Source organism: Rhodococcus sp. P3_B8, from assembly GCF_056402775.1.
The window spans coordinates 40,109-62,242 of record NZ_JBFUGT010000026.1; the positions used below are offsets into that span (position 1 = coordinate 40,109).

15 protein-coding genes and 3 pseudogenes are annotated in these 22,134 nt (G+C 63.5%); 13 read left to right on the plus strand and 5 right to left on the minus strand.

All coding sequences use genetic code 11. The features are described from left to right. Positions 1-293: 293 nt before the first annotated feature. The 3 genes from AC1D1G_RS12815 to AC1D1G_RS12825 all read right to left on the minus strand — a co-directional run bounded on the left by AC1D1G_RS12815 (position 294) and on the right by AC1D1G_RS12825 (position 3,143). Positions 294-1,310, minus strand: a complete 1,017-nt coding sequence (locus tag AC1D1G_RS12815) for an LLM class flavin-dependent oxidoreductase (RefSeq protein WP_283351251.1) — start codon at positions 1,308-1,310, stop codon at positions 294-296. 297 nt (positions 1,311-1,607) lie between these two features. Further along, positions 1,608-2,639, minus strand: a complete 1,032-nt coding sequence (locus AC1D1G_RS12820) for a nuclear transport factor 2 family protein (protein WP_477952375.1) — start codon at positions 2,637-2,639, stop codon at positions 1,608-1,610. 126 nt (positions 2,640-2,765) lie between these two features. Next, positions 2,766-3,143 carry a MerR family transcriptional regulator gene (locus tag AC1D1G_RS12825; protein WP_442971705.1) on the minus strand — a complete coding sequence of 126 codons (378 nt, stop codon included), beginning with the start codon at positions 3,141-3,143 and terminating at the stop codon, positions 2,766-2,768. A gap of 62 nt (positions 3,144-3,205) precedes the next feature. Here AC1D1G_RS12825 and AC1D1G_RS12830 point away from each other — a divergent pair, with 62 nt between their 5' ends. From AC1D1G_RS12830 to AC1D1G_RS12840, 3 genes are all read left to right on the plus strand, one after another. Beyond that, entirely contained in the window at positions 3,206-4,450 is a 1,245-nt protein-coding gene (locus AC1D1G_RS12830) for an MFS transporter (RefSeq protein WP_477952376.1), read from the plus strand. Positions 4,451-4,551: 101 nt separating this feature from the next. Then, positions 4,552-5,547 (plus strand): LLM class flavin-dependent oxidoreductase, encoded by a 996-nt coding sequence (locus tag AC1D1G_RS12835; protein WP_477952378.1) that lies wholly within the window; start codon positions 4,552-4,554, stop codon positions 5,545-5,547. Continuing rightward, entirely contained in the window at positions 5,544-6,671 is a 1,128-nt protein-coding gene (locus tag AC1D1G_RS12840) for an alkene reductase (RefSeq protein WP_477952380.1), read from the plus strand. The genes AC1D1G_RS12835 and AC1D1G_RS12840 overlap by 4 nt, the downstream gene beginning before the upstream one ends. 324 nt (positions 6,672-6,995) lie before the next feature. On the opposite strand, the gene AC1D1G_RS12845 is transcribed toward AC1D1G_RS12840, so the two are convergent. Continuing rightward, on the minus strand, positions 6,996-7,706 hold the full coding sequence (locus tag AC1D1G_RS12845; RefSeq protein WP_477952382.1) for a LysR family substrate-binding domain-containing protein: 711 nt from the start codon (positions 7,704-7,706) through the stop codon (positions 6,996-6,998). Positions 7,707-7,809: 103 nt separating this feature from the next. Here AC1D1G_RS12845 and AC1D1G_RS12850 point away from each other — a divergent pair. Both AC1D1G_RS12850 and AC1D1G_RS12855 read left to right on the plus strand, forming a co-directional pair. Next, a pseudogene (locus tag AC1D1G_RS12850) lies at positions 7,810-8,587 on the plus strand (IS4 family transposase); the annotation flags it as partial. Positions 8,588-9,554: 967 nt separating this feature from the next. Beyond that, entirely contained in the window at positions 9,555-9,974 is a 420-nt protein-coding gene (locus AC1D1G_RS12855; RefSeq protein WP_283351257.1) for a roadblock/LC7 domain-containing protein, read from the plus strand. A gap of 64 nt (positions 9,975-10,038) precedes the next feature. On the opposite strand, the gene AC1D1G_RS12860 is transcribed toward AC1D1G_RS12855, so the two are convergent. After that, on the minus strand, positions 10,039-10,272 hold the full coding sequence (locus tag AC1D1G_RS12860; protein WP_411194585.1) for a LysR substrate-binding domain-containing protein: 234 nt from the start codon (positions 10,270-10,272) through the stop codon (positions 10,039-10,041). Positions 10,273-11,122: 850 nt separating this feature from the next. Here AC1D1G_RS12860 and AC1D1G_RS12865 point away from each other — a divergent pair. The 8 genes and pseudogenes from AC1D1G_RS12865 to AC1D1G_RS12900 form a co-directional block, all read left to right on the plus strand. Next, positions 11,123-12,580: an MFS transporter gene (locus tag AC1D1G_RS12865; protein ID WP_477952384.1), complete on the plus strand. Its 1,458-nt coding sequence runs from the start codon at positions 11,123-11,125 to the stop codon at positions 12,578-12,580. Between the two features lie 18 nt (positions 12,581-12,598). Continuing rightward, positions 12,599-13,627 (plus strand): zinc-dependent alcohol dehydrogenase family protein, encoded by a 1,029-nt coding sequence (locus tag AC1D1G_RS12870; RefSeq protein WP_283351260.1) that lies wholly within the window; start codon positions 12,599-12,601, stop codon positions 13,625-13,627. Positions 13,628-13,659: 32 nt separating this feature from the next. Then, complete coding sequence (locus tag AC1D1G_RS12875; RefSeq protein ID WP_477952386.1) at positions 13,660-15,159, plus strand: aldehyde dehydrogenase family protein; 1,500 nt, start codon at positions 13,660-13,662, stop codon at positions 15,157-15,159. An 899-nt stretch (positions 15,160-16,058) separates the two neighbouring features. Next, complete coding sequence (locus AC1D1G_RS12880) at positions 16,059-17,501, plus strand: MFS transporter (protein ID WP_317568724.1); 1,443 nt, start codon at positions 16,059-16,061, stop codon at positions 17,499-17,501. 48 nt (positions 17,502-17,549) lie between these two features. Beyond that, positions 17,550-19,031 (plus strand): aldehyde dehydrogenase, encoded by a 1,482-nt coding sequence (locus tag AC1D1G_RS12885; RefSeq protein WP_283351263.1) that lies wholly within the window; start codon positions 17,550-17,552, stop codon positions 19,029-19,031. A 27-nt stretch (positions 19,032-19,058) separates the two neighbouring features. Further along, a complete protein-coding gene (locus tag AC1D1G_RS12890; RefSeq protein WP_477952388.1) occupies positions 19,059-19,823 on the plus strand; it encodes an SDR family NAD(P)-dependent oxidoreductase in 765 nt (254 codons plus the stop codon). 369 nt (positions 19,824-20,192) lie between these two features. Next, positions 20,193-21,078, plus strand: a pseudogene (locus AC1D1G_RS12895) (IS30 family transposase). Between the two features lie 300 nt (positions 21,079-21,378). After that, positions 21,379-22,134, plus strand: a pseudogene (locus AC1D1G_RS12900) (IS3 family transposase); the annotation flags it as partial.

Below are 22,134 nucleotides of genomic sequence, written 5' to 3' on the forward strand. Positions count from 1 at the left end.
AAGGTTAAACGGACTCTCGGACTTGTGGCCACCACAGTAGGATCTGTTCGGGACGCAAAGCTGACGAATCATTTCGACCACTGGTAAACATCGACAGGGTCCAATCTTGCGCGCACTTCGAGAAGCATTTCGTTTGCGAGATGGAGTGGCTTCTCGCAGCTGCCGCCGAAGTCCGATCTCGGGTGCGCTTCCACCGGACCACGTACGCGAATGTCCCTGTCCAGCGGGCCGTCCATCGCGGCAACCCAGGGTACTGCGTCGAACAGCCCAGGCGGCAGCCCTCGCGCGTGCGGCTACGGTGCCGTCACTGGGTTCCAGAGGCTGGCGATGAGCTCATACGAGCGCATTCGTGCTGCTTGGTCGTAGGTCTCCGACATGAAGATGAGCTCGCGGGCGCCCGTCCGAGCCACGAGCGCTTCGAGTCGGGGACGGACGGTCTCAGGCGTACCGATGTAGGACTGGCTCAGCTGCTCTGCCACTGCTGCGGCTTCGTCCCGGGTCCACAGTCGATGTATGTCGTCCACCGGTGGAGCCAGCGGCTGCATCCGGCCGCGCACCGTTGCGAGGAACCGCTGTTGGACGGAGGTGAACAGCCGGGCCGCCTCTCGGTCATCATCGGCGAGGACCGCGTTCACGGAGACCATCGCATACGGCTCGGAAAGAATCTGTGAAGGACGGAATGTGGAGTGGTAGAGATCCGTCGCTTCCTGCAACCGAGTCGGGGCGAAATGTGCGGCAAAGACGAACGGCAGCCCGAGACGCGCTGCGAAGGCCGCGCTATAGACACCGGAACCGAGCAGGTAGATGGGTATGTGGGCGCCTTCTCCCGGGATGGCCCGCACCCGGGGTCGTGTGCCGTGGAGGTAGGCGAGGAGTTCGGCGAACTGCGCGGTGAACTCCTGATCCGCCGGTCGTCCGCGACGGATTTCGGCCGCTGTCCACGGGTCCGCTCCCGGTGCGCGCCCCAGCCCGAGATCGAAGCGGCCGGGATGCAGGGCTGTCAGCGTGCCGACCTGCTCGGCCACGACGAGCGGCGCGTAGTTGGACAGATTGAGACTGCCGGTGCCGACCCGAATGGTTCGGGTCCCGGCGGCGACGGCGCCGGCCAGGACGATGTTGGCCGAGCTCGCCATCGGCGCCATGTTGTGGTGCTCGGCAAGCCAGTACCGGTGGAAGCCCAGGAGCTCGGCATGGGCGGCGAGTTCGACAGTGCGGTGCAATGCGTCACCGACAGTGTGGCCGTGACGGATCGGTGCGAGATCGAGAAGCGAGAGTGCCGGACGATCCTGAGGAGCGGAAAGGGTATCCATCGCATGTGCCGTTTCTTGTCTATGAGTGGGTAGTGAGTGCGTCAGGGGTGCCGGCGAACCCGGGCCGCCATGTGGAGGGCGAGAGCGGCCGCCCCTGCTCACCCGAGAGTCGGCTCCAGCGGTGCGCCCGGACCCSGGGTGCCTGGGACGGGGGACAGAAACCTGGGATGCGGTGCGGTGGCCGCAGTCCCGGCCGGTGTTACCACGGCCTCCTACGGCGGGCCGAGGATGCGCTGGCGGGTGCCGTGACGGCTGCACCCAATCTCGATGCGGCCGTCGAGCCGGGCGACGGGCGGTCTACCGTCCCGTCGCGGTGATCCAGCCGGGTATGTATTCGAAACGCGAGATCTTCCAGGTGTCGTCTTCGCGGCGGAGATCGAACTGATAGTGGGCTCCGTAGAGATCCTGCCCATTCGGTGTAGCCGGCCGCTGAGGGATGATGCGGCCGACGACAAGGTGAGCGGTGTTGCGAGCTTCGTCGACCGTGATCTGCAGCGGACGGCCGAAATGTTGCATCCACGGCCACAGGCGACGGAAGGACTTCATCTGTCCGATAACTTCATGGCGTCCTTGGAGGTCACCCATCGGGGGGAACGCCCCGAAGACATCCTCGGTGAAGCAGCCATGCAGGAGCGTGATGTCCCCTTGGTCAATGGCCCACGAATAGCGCGAGTAGAAGTCGGCGACCTGCCGCACGGCATCGTGGGGGTCGAGATCGTGGATGCCGCGGGCCCAGGGTGAGTCCAATTCGCTCACGATGCTGGGCGTCGCGTCGCCGATCTTCCATCCTTCGGGGGAGGGGATGCTCCATTTCGCGAACCGAGCCTCGTCCCCGTCGATCCATGGGATGGACAGCCGCAGGACCTCGAATTGCCAACCGGACTCAGTCCGGACGAGGTCGGCCACGAGTGTCGCGCCGAACGTCGAAAGCGCCGGTTCTGTTTGCGGTGTGAAACCGTACAGGTAGGAGGTAAGGACGGCCCGCTCGTCGTCGCCGCCGACGAAGTGGTTCGTGGTGACTATGTCTAGGGGCATGGCGGGATCGAAATCGGCGCTGAACAGAGCCGTGATGTCTCTGGCTCCGCGGGCCTCGCCATGCGCACTGGAGTGCAGGACGCTCGAGTCGGCGAAGACGGCAGTCAGGGCGTCCTGGTCGCTGCAGGCCCAACCTGCCACGAAGGTGTCCAACGCCGCGAGTGCCCCCTCGGCCGTCGGGGTCATCGGCCTTTGTCCTGATACTGGGTCGAGGCGGCCTCGCTCCGATTTGATCAATCCATTGTTGCGGGTCATGTTGTCGACGCTAATCAATGACATTGATGTCAAGGTCAAGCGAATCCGGAGTGAAGCACGTCACCACCCACGCGCGGCGCAAACGCGCAGAACGGAATTCGACCGAACTCGAAACCTGAGATCCACACCCTGTCGGCGGCGGCGGGGGGCCATCCCTCTCGCCTCTCAGGCGGCCGGGCTGGCGACCGTAAGGTAGGCGCGGATGGCGTCCCGATTGCGCGTCAGAGTGTCGATGCGCCGCTCGATCTCGCCGAGCTCGCGGGCGAGATTGGCGGCCAACTCCGCGTCGACCATCGGGCGCAAGGCGGCGCCGGCGCCGAGGAAGCAGGGCACGATCTCGCGAATGACCCCGGTGCTCAGCCCCGCCTGGAGCAGATCACGAATCTGCTGGACGCGCTGCACTGCGCTCTCGGGGTAATCCCGGTAACCGTTGGCCAGACGGTCGGGGTGCAGCAAGTCCTGCTGTTCGTAGTAGCGCAGGAGTCGAGTGGCGACTCCGGTGCGATGGGAAAGTTCACCGATCTTCATGGTGATGTGCTTCACTCCATTTCGGCTTGACCTTGACATCAATGTACAAGTTTAGCGTCAATGGCGTGACCGACGTAATGAACGACTCCTCCAGAACAAAACGGGGCGGCCTCGGCGTCCTGTTCGTGGCCGCCTTCATGACCATCACCACCGAGACCCTGCCCATGGGTCTGCTGCCGCAGATGGGCCAAGGCCTGGGGGCATCAGAGTCGCAGGTCGGACTGTTGGTCGCGATCTACGCCCTCGTGGTCATGCTCGTGACCTTGCCGGTCACCGCGAGGACCGCCAACTGGCCACGCCGTCGACTCTTCCTGGTGATCATGGCGGCCTTCGCCGTGAGCAACCTGTTGATGGCCCTCGCCCCCACCTTTCCCGTGGCCATTATCGGCCGGCTCATCGCGGCGCTGGTGCACGGTGTGCTCTGGTCGATGATGGCTGCTTACGCCACCCAGATGGTCGCTCCCGGCCGCGCCGGCCGCGCCGTCGCCACGGTCTACGCCGGTAACAGCGCAGCCCTGTCCCTGGGCGTCCCCCTGGGTACGGCACTGGGTAACGCCCTGAGCTGGCGAGCGGCCTTCGTCGTCCTGGCCGGGGTGGCGGTCCTCGTGATGGCCGCGGCTCCCGCCCTGTTGCCTCAGGTTCCCGGCACGCGCTCCGCCGACTCGTCGGCCGCCAAGGCATTCAGGATCCCCGGAGTACTGGCCATCGCCGTCACGACCACCGTGGTCATGCTGGGTCACTTCACGCTCTACACCTATGTCGCCCCCTTCCTGCAGGATGCCGGCATCTCCGAGAGCGCGGTCAGCCCTGTCCTTTTCGCCTTCGGCGTCGCGGGCATCGCCGGGGTGTGGTGCGCCGGAATGCTGGTGGACCGGCGCCCGCGGGGCGCCCTGCTGAGCGCCGTGGGCATCGTCGTTCTGGCCCTGACCGGATTGGGGGCAGTCGGCTGGTTCACTCCTGCGACGATCGCACTGATTGTGCTGTGGGGACTGGCCTACGCGGCACTACCGACCTTCCTGCAGTCCGCCGCACTCAAAGCAGCGCCCGCGGCGCCGGCCGCCGCCTCCGCGCTGTTCATAATCGGCTTCAACCTCGGCATCGGCGGCGGTTCCTTGGTCGGCGGTCAGGTCCTCGATCACATCGGCGTAGCCGCCGTGCCCGGTGCGGCCGCTGCACTCACCGCGGTCGCCTTGCTCATCGCCCTATTCGCTCGCACGTCCGCCTTCCCCCGCCGCCCGACGTCGGCCGTCATCGCCCGCCCCGGCAACGAGGACGAGCCCACCCCTGCTCACCAACTCGCCGAGCTCAGTCAGCACCACTGACCTGCACCACCGTCACCCGCACATATCCAGGCGTGATCACGCATCCGCGCCGATCAATCCATGCATTCCCCGCAGCACGCGAAAGGCAATCTCGCACAGTCATGAACCACCTCCGCGATATCCCGCTCTCCCTTCTCAACCTCGCCCCCATCCGGCACGGCGGCACCGCCACCGAGGCGCTGCACGAGACCATCGAACTTGCCCGCAAGGCAGAGGAGTTCGGCTACCACCGCTACTGGATCGCCGAGCACCACAACATGGCCGCCGTGGCCTCAGCGGCGACCTCCGTCCTGATCGGACAGGTGGCCGCTGCCACCGAGCGGATCAAGGTCGGCTCCGGCGGCATCATGCTCCCCAACCACGCCCCATACGTCGTCGCAGAACAGTTCGGCACCCTCGCCTCCCTCTACCCAGGACGCATCGACCTCGGTCTGGGACGCGCACCGGGCACCGACCCGTGGACCGCCCAGGCACTGCGCCGCGGTGACGCCACCGCCGATGACTTTCCGGCCCAGGTGGCCGACGTTCGCCGCTACCTCGCGCCGGGCAAAACCACCCGACGGGTCCGCGCCATCCCCGGCGAGGGCACCAACGTCCCGCTGTACATCCTCGGTTCTTCCACCTTCGGCGCGGCCCTGGCCGCGAAGGAAGGCCTGCCCTTCGTCTTCGCCTCGCACTTCGCTCCCAATCAGCTGTCCGCTGCTCTGGACATCTACCGTGCGAACTTCCGCCCCTCCGAGAACCTGGACAAGCCGCATGCCGTCGTCGGCGTGAACGTCATCGCAGCCGACACCGACCGCAGCGCCGAGCACATCTTCACGACCCTCCAGCGCAAGTTCCTCACCCTGATCCGCGGCGAACTGCAGAACCTGCCACCCGTCGACGACATCGACCAGCTGTGGTCCCCGCAAGAAGCCTCAGCTGTCGGGGCCATGCTCCGCGCGTCCTGCGTCGGCTCGCCCGCCACGGTCCGCGACGGCCTCAACGAACTGGTCAAGCACACGCAGGCCGACGAACTCATCGTTCTCACCGAGACGTGGGAGTTCAAGGACCGCATCCGCAGCTACGAACTCCTCGCCGAGCTGAAGACCGCATGACATCCGGCTCCCTCTCGGCGCCCGGCACTGTGAACTCCCCGCTTTTCGACAGCGCAACAGTGGGCGCCCTTACCGTGCCCAATCGCATCGTGATGGCTCCGATGACTCGATCCCGCGCCGCCTCGGATGGCACGCCCAGCGCGTTGATGAGCACCTACTACGCACAGCGCGCCAGCGCCGGACTGATCATCGCCGAGGGCACCCACCCCACCGCGGCCGGCCGACTCGTACCCGGCGTGCCAGGCCTGCACAGTGACGCCCACCGGCGCGGCTGGTCTCGTGTAGCTGATGCGGTGCACGACGCTGGGGGCCGGATCTTCGTGCAGCTGATGCATGCGGGACGTCTCGCCCACCCCTCCTTCCTGCCTGATGGGGTGTATCCCGTGGCGCCCTCGGCCATCGCCGCCCGGGCGGAGGTGTACACCGCAGACGGCAGGAGACTGGCCGTCCGCCCGCAGCAGCTCACCGGAGCCCAGACCCTGACCATTGTCGAGGACTTCGCCCGCTCAGCCGAGCGGGCGATGGCAGCGGGACTGGATGGTGTCGAGATCCACGCCGCCAACGGCTATCTTCTGCACCAGTTCCTCGCCGAGAACACCAATCTGCGCAACGACAACTGGGGCGGATCCAACGAGGGCCGCATCCGGCTGACGGTCGACGTCGTACGAGCGGTCGCCGCGGCCATAGGCCCGCATCGAGTGGGGCTGCGGATCTCCCCCGGCAACCGATTCGGTGACGTCATCGATCACGACCCGCACACCACCTACCCATCGCTGGTTCAGGAGCTGGCACAGGAGGAGCTGGCCTACCTGCACCTCGTCGAGGCAGGTAACGCCGACCTCGACGACCGAATCCGGGGTCTGTGGCCGAGTGCTCTCGTGGTGTCGCCGACACTCAGCCGGCCTGACGATGTCACGAAGGTCGGTGCCGCAGATGCCTGGCTCCGACGCGGGGCCGACCTGATTGCCTTCGGCCGCGGCTTCCTTGCCAACCCGGATTTCGTGGAGCGTATCCGCCGAGGCGCCCCGCTCAATGCCCCGGAACCGATCGGGATCTACGGCGGCGACCACCGCGGATACACGGACTACCCGACCCTGGAACAGGCACACACGGTTCGTACGTGACGCGGCAAGCCGCAGGTGTTTGCGTGGAACGCAGTGTTCTGCTGGAGCATCTGCAGTTCTCTCAGGCTTGGTACTTCGGTGAGTTCGCAGTGTCCGCGGCAGGTAGGAGTAGCACTCCGCCGTGTGCTTCTTGGCCCACTCCAAGGGCCTTCGAGGTGTATCCCGACGCTGTGAAAACAACGCATTCTCTCTGGTGTAATGCGAGGTCCCTTGTGAACAGGGCCTATTCGCGATTGCGACCTGTGAGGCGTGGTGTTTGATCAACGCGGCGCGACCCTGCTCTCAATGACGCCGCCCGGCTACCGAGCAAGCCATAGGCCGGGCCTACGGTTCGGTTGACTGCCGCGAACTGGCTTCGAGGAGGTGTTCTGCTTCTGCTCGAGCGGCCCGGCGAACTGCGGTGAGTGCGGCCGTCGGTGAGTTGGGTGCGTAGACGAGTACCAGAGGGAGCCCTAGTCCCAGTTTCCTGTCGAGGGTGAGGAATACGATGTCGTCCCGCGCGTGATCGACGAACAGTAGTGGCAGTACAGCCACCCCGGCACCTGCGCCGACCATCGGGAGTTGAGCCCACATATCGTCAGCTTCGACGATTCTTCTCGGGGAGCACTGATTGTCGGTGACGAGGCGCAGTAGTTCGTCGTAGAAGACTGGGTTCCGGTCGCGTGGAGCCATGATGAAGTCCTCGTCGTTGAGGTCTGCAATGGAGGCGAGGCCGCGAGTTGCCAGCGGGTGCGAGCTGGCGACGGCCGCGTAGAGCGGCTCGTCCATGAGGGTGTCGACCGCGAGACCTGGTGGGGTGCTGCGGCTGCGGAGGATTCCGGCTTCGAGTTGTCCGTCGATCAGCTGGCGGAGTCGAGTGTGACTGTTTATGGGGTGCAATGTCATTCGAACGTCGGGGACCCCGGCGCGAACGGATGACAGGATTCGAGGCATGAGCAGCCTCATTGCTGGGTGGACCGCACCGATTCGTAACGCCGCGGTACGCCCGGCGGCCGCGTCGCGGGTGACCTGCTCGAGGCGGATCAGATCTGCCAATAGCTGCCGGGATCCTTCGACCAGGGTCTCACCGGCCGTCGTGAGTCGGCTCCGCCGCGTCGTCCGTTCCACCCGGCCCACCGATGAGCCTTTCGAGCTTCCCTGCCTCGACCTGCCCGACACCCCGGCCAACGCCGAGCACTTCGGGCGGCCCGGATCGAGTCGCGGCGAGAAGTCCGCGTTCCCGCAGGCACGGTTGGTGGCGGTCGCCGAATGCGGCACCCACGCGGTCTTCGACGCCGCGATCGGATCGTGCAGCACCTCCGAGCGGGAGCGCGCGCACGATCTGTTCGACACCCTCGAACCGGGAATGCTGCTGCTCGCCGACCGCGGCCTGTACGGATTCGACATGTGGACCCGGGCCGCCGCCACCGGCGCCGACCTGCTGTGGCGGGTCACATCGACGCTCTCACCTCGCCACCTCGAGACCCTCGACGACGGATCCTGGCTGGCACAGATCGTCCCCACCTCCGGGAAGAATCGGCAGCAGCGCACACCACTGACGGTGCGCGTGATCGACTACACCCTCGACGACGGGCGGGGAAACCCCGAGCAGTACCGGCTGCTGACCACCATCCTCGACCCCGCCGACGCATCCGCGGAAGAACTCGCCCTCACCTACGCCCAACGCTGGGAGATCGAGAACACCTTCGACGAACTCAAAACCCACCAACGCGGGCCGCGAGCGGTCCTGCGGTCGAAATCCCCACCGCTGGTCGAGCAGGAAATCTGGGGGCACCTGTGCTGCCACTACGCCATCCGCACCCTGATGCGCGACGCCGCGACCGCCGGCAGTCACGACCGAAGACCGGATGTCCTTCGTCGCCGCCCTGCGGATCACCCGACGATCCCTGTCCCACAGCTCTTTTTCCCCCTCATAACCACAACGCCGCCACCAGATTGTGGAATCAGGGCATCGCCAAACTACTGCGCCGTATCAACCCGGTACGCCGACACCGCGCCAACCCCCGCGTCGTCAAACGCAAAGTTCTCAAATGGGCAGCCAAACGCGCCCACCACCAACACCATCCACAACCTACCCAACCGCCGAAATGCAACATCGTTGTTCACTCACTGAACGGTATTGCCCTTAAAGTAGATCGAGTACGMCGATCAAGCGTGTCGAGCGTGCCATCCGAGCGGTCGATACTTTTGCTACAGACCCCGGCGTTGCTTCCGTTCCGGACCGAGTTGTGCGACGCATTCGGGAACGCCGATCAATTGCGCAAGTGAACAACCGAATTCAATCGCTTTTCGGGGCAGGCTTCTTCATCCTCGCAGTCCGATCCCTCGGCCCTATTGCTGGAACGATGGTGGCATCGACGCAGCCGGAATCGACGCAGAGTTCTATTTGAAGCCTGGCATACCCCTGCTCGTGGATCCGACGATATCGGACATCCGCTGCTGTCGCTGCCAGCACAGCACCTGCTTTCTAGACACCCGATTCCATCTGCAACGCCAGTTCTTCCCGCCGATCCGGACGGCACAGAAACCACCCCAATCGACCTAGGGATGGTGTCGGAATGGCTGACGGACCCCACCACACCCGCAGAAAATAACAGCAGCGAGTGGATCTCGACAGCGGACCTTGGCTGGTCCGCAGCACGCCACGCCGCCGAGAGTTCGGTCACCGGCGTCACCGAAGTCGGACTTCCACAGCGTGTCCCGGGAGCAAGGCTGGTTCCCGGCGCGATACCCAGCCCGGCGCCTTCCGGGAAGAAATCACGCAATCCTGACTCGATCCGCGCGAATCTCGACGCCCACCACAGAGGTATCCAGGCTGGACGGATTGCGCTCCAAACCTCCAAACACGCCATTCCCGAATGAAATTTGAAAGGATCGGATCATATGCATCCAGCACCAGATCGTGCCCTGGACTGGCTCGTGTCGAACTTCGTTCGCGACGTTCCTCGAGTCGTGCACGCAGTGCTGGTATCGACGGACGGTCTGCTCATGGCAGCAAACGACCGACTTCCCGACGCTCGGGCGACCCAACTCGCCGCCGTGGCAGCGGGGCTCGCGAGTCCGGCCGCTGGAGCAGCCGATCTGTTCGACCGCGGCATGGTCGCCCAATCGGTAGTTGAAATGCCGAACGGGTACCTGCTACTCATGAGTGTCGGAGACGGCTCGCAACTCGCGGTCCTTGCAGTCGCCGACTGCGACTCACGACAGGTCGGATACGAAATGGCGTTACTCGTCGAGCGGACGGTCCCAGAGATACAGGCCCTGCCAAGGTCGCGGCCCGAGGCGCTGCAATCCAATTATTGATTCAGATAACGTAGATGACTGCGAAGGGGAACATCCTTCCACCGTGAGGAGCAATTTTCACCGATCAGATGTCAACCAATGACGGGGCAGTCCCGAACGAAATAGTCGAGCGCGGACTCGGGCCTGGGTGGGTATCGAGAAGGATGAGCGGTTCGTCGACGAGTTCCTCGATCGACACCGATGCTTGCTGGGCCAGCGGATGACTGACTGACAAGATCACGTGCATGCGTGTGTCGTAGAGGGCCGCGGTCTTTAGAGCTCGGTCTAGGTGGGCGTTGTACCCGATCGCGATCTCCATCTCACCCGAAGGACAGCAATTGCATGGGCCGTTCCTCGGGCTCGGTGTAGGCACGCATCATGACATCAAAAGGACGGCGTGCAGCGAACGCGTCGAACAGTGTTGGCACCACGAAAGGTGCCAGTGAACCAAAGCGCCCTACAGCGACGCTCCCCTTTCCCGGGTTGGGCAATTGTCCGGGTTCGGATCCTTGGCTGGGTAGGCCCCCGGAAAGCCGCACCGCTTTATTGCGTTCCCGACGAGGCAGTAGAGCGGACGTCTGCCGACTAACGAGCCGAGCGTAGCCCTTAAACGTCACGGAATCGACCCAGTCTGATTTCAATGACCGCGGCTACACCGGTGCTACCGCGCCCGCCCCGGTTTGATCGCCGCACGCGATGTTGTAGGCGAGGGCGACACTCATATGACTGATAGCGATGGTCATGAGTGGATCAAAAGATGGCCTGGGTGACTTGCCCGACTCACAAACCCGACTGTTGACTAAGTCTCACATTGCGGGATATGGTCAATATCACTTCGAGTGATTGGGCACTGGCTCTGTTTAACCGCCGGCCTATCGCGCCGACGTGTCAAAGCGGACCGCGTGGTTCGTCTTGATCGAAGCTGTCCACTCCCGTGGAGAAGGAGCGATTCACCCAATACATCGTCGTGTTCACACCACTACGCACCGAACACCAAGCCCAAAGGTAGTAAGACGCATGACCGAACAATGCCGATCGAACGCGTATGAAACTCGTACACGCAGCGTGGCCGACCGCACCCCGGAACGGGCCCTGCCCGCCCTCGGCACCCCGGACGTCACGAGTTCCTGTCAGGCCTCGGGCCCGGCACAAGCGGGAGGTGTCGGCCGATGAACACGCACGTCAATGCGGGCCTGCGGCTTGACGATCTCCCGATCGGCAAGTTTCACCGGCGGTTGGTGGTGCTGGTCGGTCTCGGCATGTTCTTCGACTCGTTCGACAACACGCTGTCCTCCGCCGTGCTGGCATCGATGCTGCCGATCGGCTTCTCGACGCTCGAGTTGAACTCGCTCTTTCTCTCGCTCACGTTCGCCGGTCTCGCGATCGGAGCGGCCTTCGCTGGCTGGCTCAGCGATAGGTTCGGACGGGGCTTTGCCTTCCAATTCAATCTGGCGCTCTTCGGGGTCCTCGCTCTGTGTGCGGCGGTGGCACCGAATATGGAGGTGCTCATCACCCTGCGATTTGTGATGAGCATCGGGATGGGGGCCGAGTACGTCATATGCTGGGGAATTATCAGCGAGTTCATTCCGCGTGGGCACCGAGGCCGTTACCTGGGTCTGCTCGGAATATTCGCCGGGCTCGGGGTTTCGCTGTCCTCGCTCATCGGCTGGGTGGTCATTCCAGTGTGGTCCTGGCGCGCGATGTTCATCATCGGGGGCGTGGGCGCGCTGATCACCTGGTGGCTGCGCCGGAAAATGCCGGAGTCGCCGCGGTGGCTGGAGTCGCGCGGGCGGTACGAGGAAGCCGAGGCAGTCCTGCAAAGAATCGAAAGAGAGTCCGGCGTCTCGAGCCAGGAGGACACCCCGACCCCGAACGCGCACCCGGCGGCCGGCACCGCAGACGAGAAGGCCGAGTGGGTGCCGATCACGGTGCTGTTCTCGCGCCCGGTCATTCGGCGGACGTTAATGGCTCTGATCTTGACCGTGACTTGCCTGTTCGGTTCCTACACCGTCACCGGCTGGATGCCCACCTTCTTCGTGCAGCAGGGGCTGACGGTGTCGAAGTCCCTGGGGTTCAACGCGGCCATCATGTCCGGTTATGTCGCGGGACCGCTGCTGTGCGTGTTCATCACCGATCGCCTCGGACGCCGCAACAGCATCGTGATGTTCGGAACGCTCGCGGCGATCTTCGCTGGCATCTATCCGTTCATGAAAGAACCTGTTCTGATCATGGCCGTCGGCTTCATCCTGGTCGCTATGGCTGCATCGTTCCTGACCTTGTGTTCGGGAACGGCGCCGGAGTTCTTTCCCACCGCCTTCCGCTTCCGTGGCGGCGGCTTCGCTCAGACCGTCGGTCGAGTCGGCTTGATCGCCTCGCCCTTCATCGTTCTGTGGCTGTTCTCCAACTATGGCATCGTCGGGGTCATCCTGGCCGTCTCGGGCATGTACGTCGCCGTCACCCTGCTCTACGCCCTCGCCCGTGTGGACACCTCCCGTGAGGCTCTGGAGCAGATCGCCCCGAACGGTGACACCGATGATGGGCCGAAGGGTCCCGGAGAGACGAATAATCCGCAGCGAGAGTTAGATTCGTCCTCCGGTCCGTCGCTCTCTGGCCCGTCCATCTCTTGACCACCGAGGAGCGTTGACATGAAAGCTGTTGTATTTCTGGGCGAAGGCAAGCTCGATATCCAGGAGTACCCCGACCCGAAGCCCGGGCCGGACGAAGTGGTGATCCGCATGAAGGCCTCCGGCATGTGCGGAAGCGACCTCAATCACCTCCACGGCCCGCTGCGCACCGGATCCCAGCTGGTGATCGAAGGTCATGAGCCGTGTGGAGTCGTCGAAAATATCGGTGACGCCGTACGACCCAGTGAGGCCAAGGTCGGAGACCGGGTCATGGTCCACCATTACGACGGGTGCCGAACCTGCCAGTACTGCCGTTCAGGCTGGACCCAGTACTGTCCGAACGCACGCACGGTATACGGCGGGCTGGATGGCGACGGTGGACATGCGGACTTCATGATGGTTCCCGCCCACACGCTCATCAAATTGCCCGACGCACTCTCGTTCAAGACCGGTGCGGCCATCTCGTGTGGCACCGGGACAGCCTTCGGGGCGATCAAGAGGGCCGGTGTGTCCGCCGACGAAACCGTGGCGATCTTTGGGCAGGGGCCCGTAGGCCTGAGCTGCACCATGTTGGCCAAGGCCTTCGGTGCTCGGGTCATCGCCCTTGACGTCGAACCCTCGCGGCTGCAGATGGCCCAACAGTTCGGCGCCGACTACATCGTCAACTCACGAGAGCAGGACCCCGTGGTCGCTGTTCGTGAGCTGACCCGCAACGGCGAAGGCGCAGACAAGTCCATCGAATGCAGCGCCAACGCCACCGTACGTCGTCAGGCGGTCCAGGCACTCCGCCGCTGGGGAACCGCATGCATGGTCGGAGTCTTCGGCACGATCGAGTTGGACAGCGAGGAACTCATCCAATTGCAGAAGACCGTCCTCGGGTCGCTCACCTTCAGCAAGAACCTGCAGGAGGAGTGTGCCCTCTTCGTGGCCGAGCGTGGCCTGGACGTGGAGTCGCTGTTCACAAATGAGTTCCGGCTGGACGAGGCGGAGCGGGCCTACGAGCTGTTCGATCGACGCCAGATCGGCAAAGGCGTCTTCATCTTCGATTGACGGATCGTCGAAGGTCAGGTGAGAGGAAAGCAGTGACCATATCCCAGCAGAACTTCGCGCTGTGCGAGCAGGCCCAAGGTTTTTTGTCCCGCGACGTGCAGCAGTTCGTCATCGACGGCCAGCGCGTCCCGGCCGCGTCCGGGCAGACGCTGACCACCGTCAATCCGTCGACCGGTGAGGTCTTGGCGCGGCTTGCTGCCGGCGAGCAAGCCGACGTCGATCGCGCGGTCCTCGCTGCACGCAAGGCATTCCATGGTCCATGGAGCACCTGGACCCCCTACCAGCGGCAGGCCTTACTGACGCGTATCGCCCAGGTCCTCGACGAGAAATTCGAGGAACTGATCCACATCGAAGCCATGGACATGGGTGCGCCGGTCTCGCGGTTGCGTAACACCAAGCCCGCCTTGATGAAGATGCTGTCGTTCTTCGCCTCACAGGCAGCCAACATCTCAGGTGAGACCCTGATGAACGGCATCCCCGGCAATGTCACCACGATGACGTTGAAGGCCCCGGTCGGGGTCATCGGCGGAATCATTCCCTGGAATGGTCCACTCAACAGTCAGTTCTGGATCATCGGCGCGGTTCTGGCCAGCGGGTGTACCGCCGTGCTGAAGCCGTCCGAGGATGCTTCGCTGTCGGTGCTGCGGGTCGCCGAGATCCTGCACGAGGCCGGGACGCCGGCGGGAGTAGTCAATGTGGTCACCGGCCTGGGCAAGGAAGCCGGCCATGCGCTGGCGGCTCACCCCGACGTCGACCGCATCGCGTTCACCGGATCGACCGAGACCGGCCGCCGCATCATCGAGGCGTCCACCGTCAACATAAAGAAATTGCAGCTGGAACTGGGCGGCAAGTCGGCGGACATCGTGTGTGCGGACGCGGACCTGGACAAAGCGGTACCGGGAGCCGCGATGGGGGTCTTCGCCAACTCCGGCCAGATCTGTTTCGCCGGCACTCGGGTGCTGGTTCAGCGGCCCATCGTTGACGAGTTCACCGAGCGGCTGCTGGCGTTCATGAAAACCTTGCGGGTCGGGCACAGCCTGGACGCCGCCGCCACGCTGGGCCCGGTCATCTCCCAACCCCAGCTGGACAAGGTCCTGTCCTACATCGACGTCGGCCGAGACGAAGGGGCCGAACTGCTCTGCGGCGGCCAACGGCTCGAGGGGGAGCTCGAGAACGGATACTTCCTGGAGCCGAGCGTCTTCGGTGGCGTGACCAACGAGATGCGAATCGCTCGCGAAGAGATCTTCGGCCCAGTTCTGTCGATTCTGCCGTTCGACGACGTGGACGAGGCCATCGCCATCGCTAACGACAGCGAATACGGTCTCGGAGGAGCGGTGTGGTCACAAAATCTGTCCTCTGCGCTTCGGGTGGTCCACGGCGTGCACACAGGCACGATGTGGGTGAACTGTTACGGCTACATCGATCCGTTGGTCGGATTCGGTGGAACGAGGCTGAGTGGGTACGGCTCCAAGGGGAGTGCTGCACATATGGACACCTACCTCTACAGCAAGAGCGTCTACATCGAACTGTGACGATCAGACAAATACAGACCGGCCCCGGGTGCGTCACGCACGCGGGGCCGGTCTGCATTTCGTGATGGGACCACCTCGTAAGTGCTCGGCCGGGACGTCGTTACCGTCCCGTCGTCGAGAGGTCGGCCCGGCCGGTCGCGAACAGAAGGATGTGGAGGATCCCATTCACCGAATGGTGTCGACGACGTGAGAATGCCTCCGGAGCGAGCAGCCTGTCCAAAATGCTCTTCTCCTCGAGCTGGTCACCGAGATCGAGCCTGTCTGGTCGACAGCTGCGACGCTGGAGGCGCTCGAGGCCTCACGATCGTCCGGTATCGCAACATCGAGTCCCTGCATGATGCTTTGCTCACAGCCGTGCGCACCGGACAGTACTCGGTGAGATCGCGAGTCATCGAAATGAATGTGCAGATTCGTCGACCGATCTCTTGATTCTGGCTCATCTGCCGGTCTACCCGCGTCGACGCGAAGACGGCTACGTGCTGACCCAGGGGAGTTCAACCCTCGCGTCTACAGTGCTCCGATCCTCACCAAATCAAAAGGCCGCACTGGGCAGCGTCGGCGTCGCATGGGACGAAATGTTCGACGGGATGTCGAGGTCGAACTCGCGATCGCCGTGGTCAGGCAGACGCCCCGACTATTTCCGATCGCCTCGTGGAGAAGCAACTTGCAGGGCAGTTCGCCACTGTGGCCTGAGCTGTTGGGTGCTAGACACGCGGTATCGACGCCTCGACGCGTCGGTTTCCGTCGATTCAAACTGATCAGACTGCCTCGGCTCCGAATTGCGAATCCCCACACCCAACCTCGTCTCGCCTCTCAGATCCGAATATCGGATCCGGGTCGATCTTTTGCGCGGCAACCATCCCTTTTGCTGTTGACCAAGTCTCATACTGCGAGATATTGTGAAATTGGTCGCATCTGAAACTGCACCGTCCCTCGGTTCGACGACACAGATCTGGGAGCACCACATGACCTCAGCCTTACCGCCGGAGCAGTCGGCGGAAGCCGCTAAGCGCAAGCCTTCCCGCCCCATGGAAATCCGTGCCGTTGTGAGCGGTGCGCTGGGGTCGGCGCTGGAGTACTTCGACTTCGCGGTGTACGGGGCGCTTGCCGCCACGTTGTTCCCGATCCTCTTCTTCCATGAGTTGGGTTCGACTGGTGCGTTATTGGCATCCTTCGCCACGTTCGGAGTCGGGTTCGTCGCTCGACCCGTGGGCGCCATCGTGTTCGGGCATCTCGGTGACCGCATCGGGCGTAAACCGATCCTGTTCACCACGCTCGTCCTGATGGGTGGCTCGTCGATTCTGATTGGCGTACTACCGACTGGACAAGGTTTCGGTATCGCCGCTCTGCTCGTCGGATTACGTTTTGTACAGGGCTTTTCACTCGGTGGTGAGGCGATCGGCAATCAGCTGATGACGATGGAACACGGCGACAAGAGCCGTCGAGGTTTGCTGGGTTCGTTCATCGTCATGGGCTCGCCCGTCAGCCAGGTTCTCGCGAATCTTGCGCTGGTGGTGCTGGGTGCGACTTTGACGCAAGACCAGTTCGAATCCTGGGGTTGGCGTGTGCCGTTCCTCGGAAGCGTCATCATTGTCGTTGTCGCCGTGTTCATCCGGCTGAAGCTGGAGGAGACACCCGCCTTCGTCGTCAACAAGGATATCGAAGAGCGCGTCGTGAAGCCTCGCAGCACAGGCCTGCGAGTCCTGGCCACGCATCCTCGCAAAGTTGCCTTGCTGACCCTTGCATGGGGCGGTTCGTCGCTGAGCTTCTACCTGGTCGCGGTATATGGACTGAGCTACCTGCCCCGTGAGACGGGCATGTCGTCTCAGACAGCGCTGGTGATCCTGATGGTCGCTAACGGAGTATCGGTATTCTTCGCCATTGCCGGAGGCGTGGTGTGCGACCGGATTGGTCGCAAGCCGGTCTTCCTCCTGGGGCTCGCTGGGTGCTTCACCGGCATGCTGCTGTTCTTCACCCTGCCCGGGCCCAACCCCGTGCTCACCGGATCGATCATCACTCTCGTACTGTCCTCGATCCAGTTCCTCAGTGGCGCACAGCCGGCGATGTTCGCAGAGCAGTTCCCGACGGAGGTTCGGTTCTCGGGTGCTGCCATGTCACACACCTTCGCGAACCTGATCTTCTCTGCGCCTGCGCCGTTCATCGCAGCAGCGTTAGCTGCTGTCGGAGGTACCAATTTGGTTCTGGTGTTCACCCTGGTCGTGATCATCGGTTCCGCCTACGCGGTCTCCACGATGCAGGAAGGGCGACACCTCGACCTCGCCGACTTCACGACCGAGGCTCTGCCCGCAACGAAGAAGCCCGGTGCAGCACTCGCTCGATAGATCCGCTTTCACTACAGCACAACGTAAACGAACGAAGAAGGACGTCTAGTGACGAAGTACCAGTTGCACATCGACGGAGAGTGGATCGACCCGGCCAGCGCTGAGTGGCTCGACTCCGTGGACCCGTACAAGGGGACACAATGGGCAAGGATCCCGCGCGGCACGAAGGCCGATGTGGACCGTGCGGTATCCGCGGCGAATCGCGCGATGGCAGAGGGCCCATGGGCGACGATGTCGGCATCGGCACGCGGGAAGACGATGCGCGCCATCGCCGATCTCATCGAGAAGAACGCCCAGCGTCTGGCCGAGATCGAGGTCCGTGACAACGGAAAGCTGCTTGCCGAGATGCACGGCCAACTCGCGTCCATCTCGGAGGTCTGGTACTACTACGCCGGCCTGGCCGACAAGATTCAGGGATCCTCGATCCCCATCGAGAAGTCCAATTCGGTCGCCTTCACCGATCGGGAACCCATCGGCGTCGTTGCTGCGCTCACGGCGTGGAACTCGCCGCTGTGGTTCGCGGCAGTCAAATGCGCTCCCGCGCTTGCAGCTGGCTGCGCAGTGGTGGTCAAACCGTCGGAGTTCGCCTCCGCGAGCACGCTGGAGTTCGCCGAGCTCACCAAGGAAGCCGGGTTGCCGCCCGGGGTGTTCAACGTCGTTACCGGCCTTGGGCACGAAGCGGGCACCGCGTTGGTCGAACACCCGAACATCGCGAAGATCACGTTCACCGGCTCGGATATCACCGGGGCCAGGGTTTACGAAACAGCTGCACGCACCATGAAGCGAGTCTCGCTCGAACTGGGTGGCAAGTCTCCCAACATCGTTTTCGACGACGCGGACCTGGCGAAGGCTGCGACGGGAGTGGTCTCCGGCATCTTCGGAGCGTCGGGCCAGATGTGTTCTGCAGGTTCACGTCTGCTGGTGCACAGCTCGATCAAGGATGAATTCACCGACAAAGTGCTCGCGATCGCCAAGGGTATCCGTTTGGGTGACCCTATGGACCCGCAGACGAACGTCGGTCCCATCGCGACACCGCCGCAGTATCAGAAGGTCTTGGACTACATCGACATCGCGAAGGCCGACGGTGCCCGTCTGCTTCTCGGCGGAAAGCCTGCCTCCGATCCGGATCTTCGGGGCGGCCAATTCGTCGAGCCCACAATCTTCGCCGACGTCACCAACGACATGAGGATTGCCCGGGAAGAGGTCTTCGGGCCCGTGCTGTCGATCATCGAGTTCGACGACGAGGCGCACGCCGTCGCGCTCGGCAACGATGTGGCCTATGGGCTCGTGGCGGGTGTGTGGACCGAGAACGTCGGGCGCGCCTTGCGCATGTCGAAAGCGCTACGCGTCGGAACGGTCTGGGTGAACACCTACCGCACCTACAGCTACATGGTGCCGTTCGGCGGAACGAAGCGATCGGGTTTGGGTCGTGAGCACGGAATCGAGGCGGTGGACGAATACCTGGAGACCAAGAGCGTTGTGCTCTCGACGGACGACACCGCGCCGGCGAATGCCTTTGTGATGCGCTGACGGTCGATACTACGGAAAAGGAAAATTATGACCGAAACTTTGTCGGAAGCACCGGAGCACCAGTCGTCGGCCCCGACTCGTCGTCTTCTCGGACGCCGTATCGTCGTCACCGGCGCGGCGTCGGGAATCGGACGGGCTACGGCCCGATTGTTGGCGAGCGAGGGCGCGTCGGTCGCCCTTCTGGATCGCGATGAGGGGGGTCTCCAGCAGGCCGCCGAACACACCAGCGGTCACGGGTTCGTGGTGGACATCACCGACGAGAACGCCGTCGCCGACGCCGTGAATTCGGCGGCAACCGCACTTGGCGGCATCGACGGGGTGGTCAACGCGGCAGGAATCATGTTCCGCGGCACAATCACCGACGTCCCGGCTGACGCGTGGAGGCATGTTCTGGAGGTGAATCTGACCGGCACGTACATCGTCCTGCGTAGCTGTATCCCGTGGTTGTTGAAGGAAGAGAACGCAACTGCGGTGAACATTGCGTCGGCGGCAGGATTGCTGGCCAATGCACCCGAGCTCACTGCGTACGCAGCGTCCAAGGGTGGGGTGCTCAACCTGACGAGGGCACTCGCCGCCGAATTGGCACCGAAGGTGCGGGTCAATAGCGTGTGTCCCGGCATGGTCGATACCGCGATGGCCGACGGCCAACGTCAGAACGTCGGGAACTACGCCCTCAACCGGCTGGCGCAGCCCGTCGAGATCGCTCGTGCCGTTCTCTTTCTGACAAGTTCGGAATCGTCCTATGTCACCGGAAGTGCGCTTGCAGCAGACGGGGGCCGGTCGTTCCACTGATATCGCACCTGGAGAACTAGGTGTGAACAGCATGTGCTCGACGTGATTGCCGCCCAGTCCGGTGGCACGAGGGCGTCAGCAGTCCGTTCGGGGCCGTTGCCAGTGCCGCACCGATGGAGGGTCACTCCGGACTGTACGACGAGGATCGGCGAGTGGAGGCTGCGATCGAATCGGCCACCGGCAGCGGCGTCCCGACCGCGCCATCGGTCGCACCTCGAATACCCCGAACGTGACCGACGCCATCGCGCGCGCTGCAGAACGTACTGACTCCTATCTGAGCGAAACTCCGTTAATGAGAAATCAATTTTCCGCTCGGGAGCTGACCAGGCTCAACCGGTGGAAGCAACACCTCGATAACGGAGGTGTGGGATGGGACGACCACCCGGGTGGGCGGCAGCGTTGACGGGGCGTGCGGTGATGCGGTCACCGGGACGACCTCCGATACGCCGAGATCTCGAGCGGGCATTCTGGACGCGGATCGCCGAGGGTCTCACGAGCGACGACGCAGCGACCGCATGCGGCGTGTCGGGGCCGGTGGGGACACGGTGGTTCCGCCAGGCTGGTGGGATGCCACCGATCGAGTTGACCCCGGTCTCGGGGAGATACCTGTCGTTCACCGAGCGTGAGGATATCGCGCTGCTGCGAGCCAAGGGTATGAGTATGCGCGACATCGCTGACCGGATCGGACGGTCACCGTCGACGATCTCGCGAGAGTTGTGGCGGAACGCCGCCACCCGCAATGGCAAGCTCGAGTATCGCGCGTCGACCGCGCAGTGGAAGGCCGATCTCGCCTACTACACCTGCCGCGACTGAAAGGCTATGGAACAGCGACGATGGTGAAGAACGGGCCGGCGCTGTCCGGATATGGTTCGGAGTCCGTTCGTGATGCTCTGGCCGCGACGCTGTCACCGCTGCCCGAGCATCTACGCAGATCCGTGACATGGGATCGCGGAAAGGAACTCGCGCGTCATGCCGAGCTGACCGCCTCAACCGGTATCCGTGTCTACTTCTGTGATCCGTACAGTCCATGGCAGCGCGGAACGAATGAGAATACCAATGGTCTGCTGCGACAATATTTTCCGAAGGGAACTGATCTGTCCCGATACAACTTCCGTGAGCTTCAGGCGGTCGCCGATGCGCTCAACAACCGCCCCCGGAAAGTGCACGTTGGAGAACTCCAGCGGAAGTCTTTGCCGTACAGGTACACTCGTGCCTCACGGCACGGTGTTGCGACGACCGGTTGAATCCGCCCTGAGATCCGAAGTCAATGTTGACGGGAAACCGGTGTGCAGTGGCCCTGGCGCGTATGTCGACCACGGGCGTCGTATACGAGGTTGAGGAGTGGCTCGATGAAGGCAGTTGCACGTTCGACGCCGTCACAGCAAGGCAGAACTTGGGGCCTGGCCCTCTCCGTTCTCGCCGTTTCGGCGTCGACCGCAGTGAGCGTCATCTACATTCCTCAGGCATTGCTGACCGCGATGGCAAGGGACTGCCCCGGCTCTGGTTGACACCTGACCTGTGAGGGATCCGCCCTCACGGTGGAAGGATGATCGACATGCCGAAGCCGTACCCGGAGGAGTTCCGCCGCGACGTCGTCGCCGTGGCCCGCAAACGCGAAGCCCCGCTGGAGCAGATCGCGAAGGATTTCGGGATCTCCGAGACCTGTCTGAAGAACTGGCTGCGCAAGGCCGACATCGAGGACGGCACCCGACCCGGCCTCACACGGGACGAATCCGACGAGCTCCGCGAGGCCCGCAAACGTATCCGGCTGCTCGAACAGGAGGCGGAGGTGATGCGTCGGGCGGTGGCCTACCTATCGCGCGATGTCAACCCAAAATGATGTTCCCGCTGGTCCGTGAACTTGCTGCCGACGGTATCGCCGTCGCGGTGACCTGCCGGGTGCTGGGATTCTCCCGGCAAGCGTTCTACAAGTGGAACACCGATCCCGTGTCCCGACGGGACTGGGACGATGCCCATCTGATCAACGCCGCACTCGATATCCATGCCGGCGATCCGGAGTTCGGATACCGGTTCATCGCCGACGAACTACCCACCCACGGCATCGTCGCCGGCGAGAACCGCGTCCACCGGCTGTGTTCGCAGCAGCGGATCTTCTCGGTGTTCGCCAAGAAGCGAGGACTTCATCGCCGCTCCGGGCCACCGGTCCATGACGACCTCGTCAGGCGGCAGTTCAGCGCCCAGCAGCCCGACCGGTTGTGGTTGACCGACATCACCGAGCACTGGACCGATGAGGGCAAGCTCTACCTCTGCGCGATCAAGGACTGCTTCTCCACCCGGATCGTCGGCTATT

What these genes read in the sequence shown, in the direction of transcription:
- AC1D1G_RS12860 (WP_411194585.1), bottom strand. Translation starts at nt 10,272, where the DNA reads ATGGAGATCGCGATCGGGTACAACGCCCACCTAGACCGAGCTCTAAAG.
- AC1D1G_RS12890 (WP_477952388.1), top strand. Translation starts at nt 19,059, where the DNA reads ATGACCGAAACTTTGTCGGAAGCACCGGAGCACCAGTCGTCGGCCCCG.
- AC1D1G_RS12815 (WP_283351251.1), bottom strand. Translation starts at nt 1,310, where the DNA reads ATGGATACCCTTTCCGCTCCTCAGGATCGTCCGGCACTCTCGCTTCTC.
- AC1D1G_RS12865 (WP_477952384.1), top strand. Translation starts at nt 11,123, where the DNA reads ATGAACACGCACGTCAATGCGGGCCTGCGGCTTGACGATCTCCCGATC.
- AC1D1G_RS12840 (WP_477952380.1), top strand. Translation starts at nt 5,544, where the DNA reads ATGACATCCGGCTCCCTCTCGGCGCCCGGCACTGTGAACTCCCCGCTT.
- AC1D1G_RS12830 (WP_477952376.1), top strand. Translation starts at nt 3,206, where the DNA reads ATGAACGACTCCTCCAGAACAAAACGGGGCGGCCTCGGCGTCCTGTTC.
- AC1D1G_RS12835 (WP_477952378.1), top strand. Translation starts at nt 4,552, where the DNA reads ATGAACCACCTCCGCGATATCCCGCTCTCCCTTCTCAACCTCGCCCCC.
- AC1D1G_RS12855 (WP_283351257.1), top strand. Translation starts at nt 9,555, where the DNA reads ATGCATCCAGCACCAGATCGTGCCCTGGACTGGCTCGTGTCGAACTTC.
- AC1D1G_RS12870 (WP_283351260.1), top strand. Translation starts at nt 12,599, where the DNA reads ATGAAAGCTGTTGTATTTCTGGGCGAAGGCAAGCTCGATATCCAGGAG.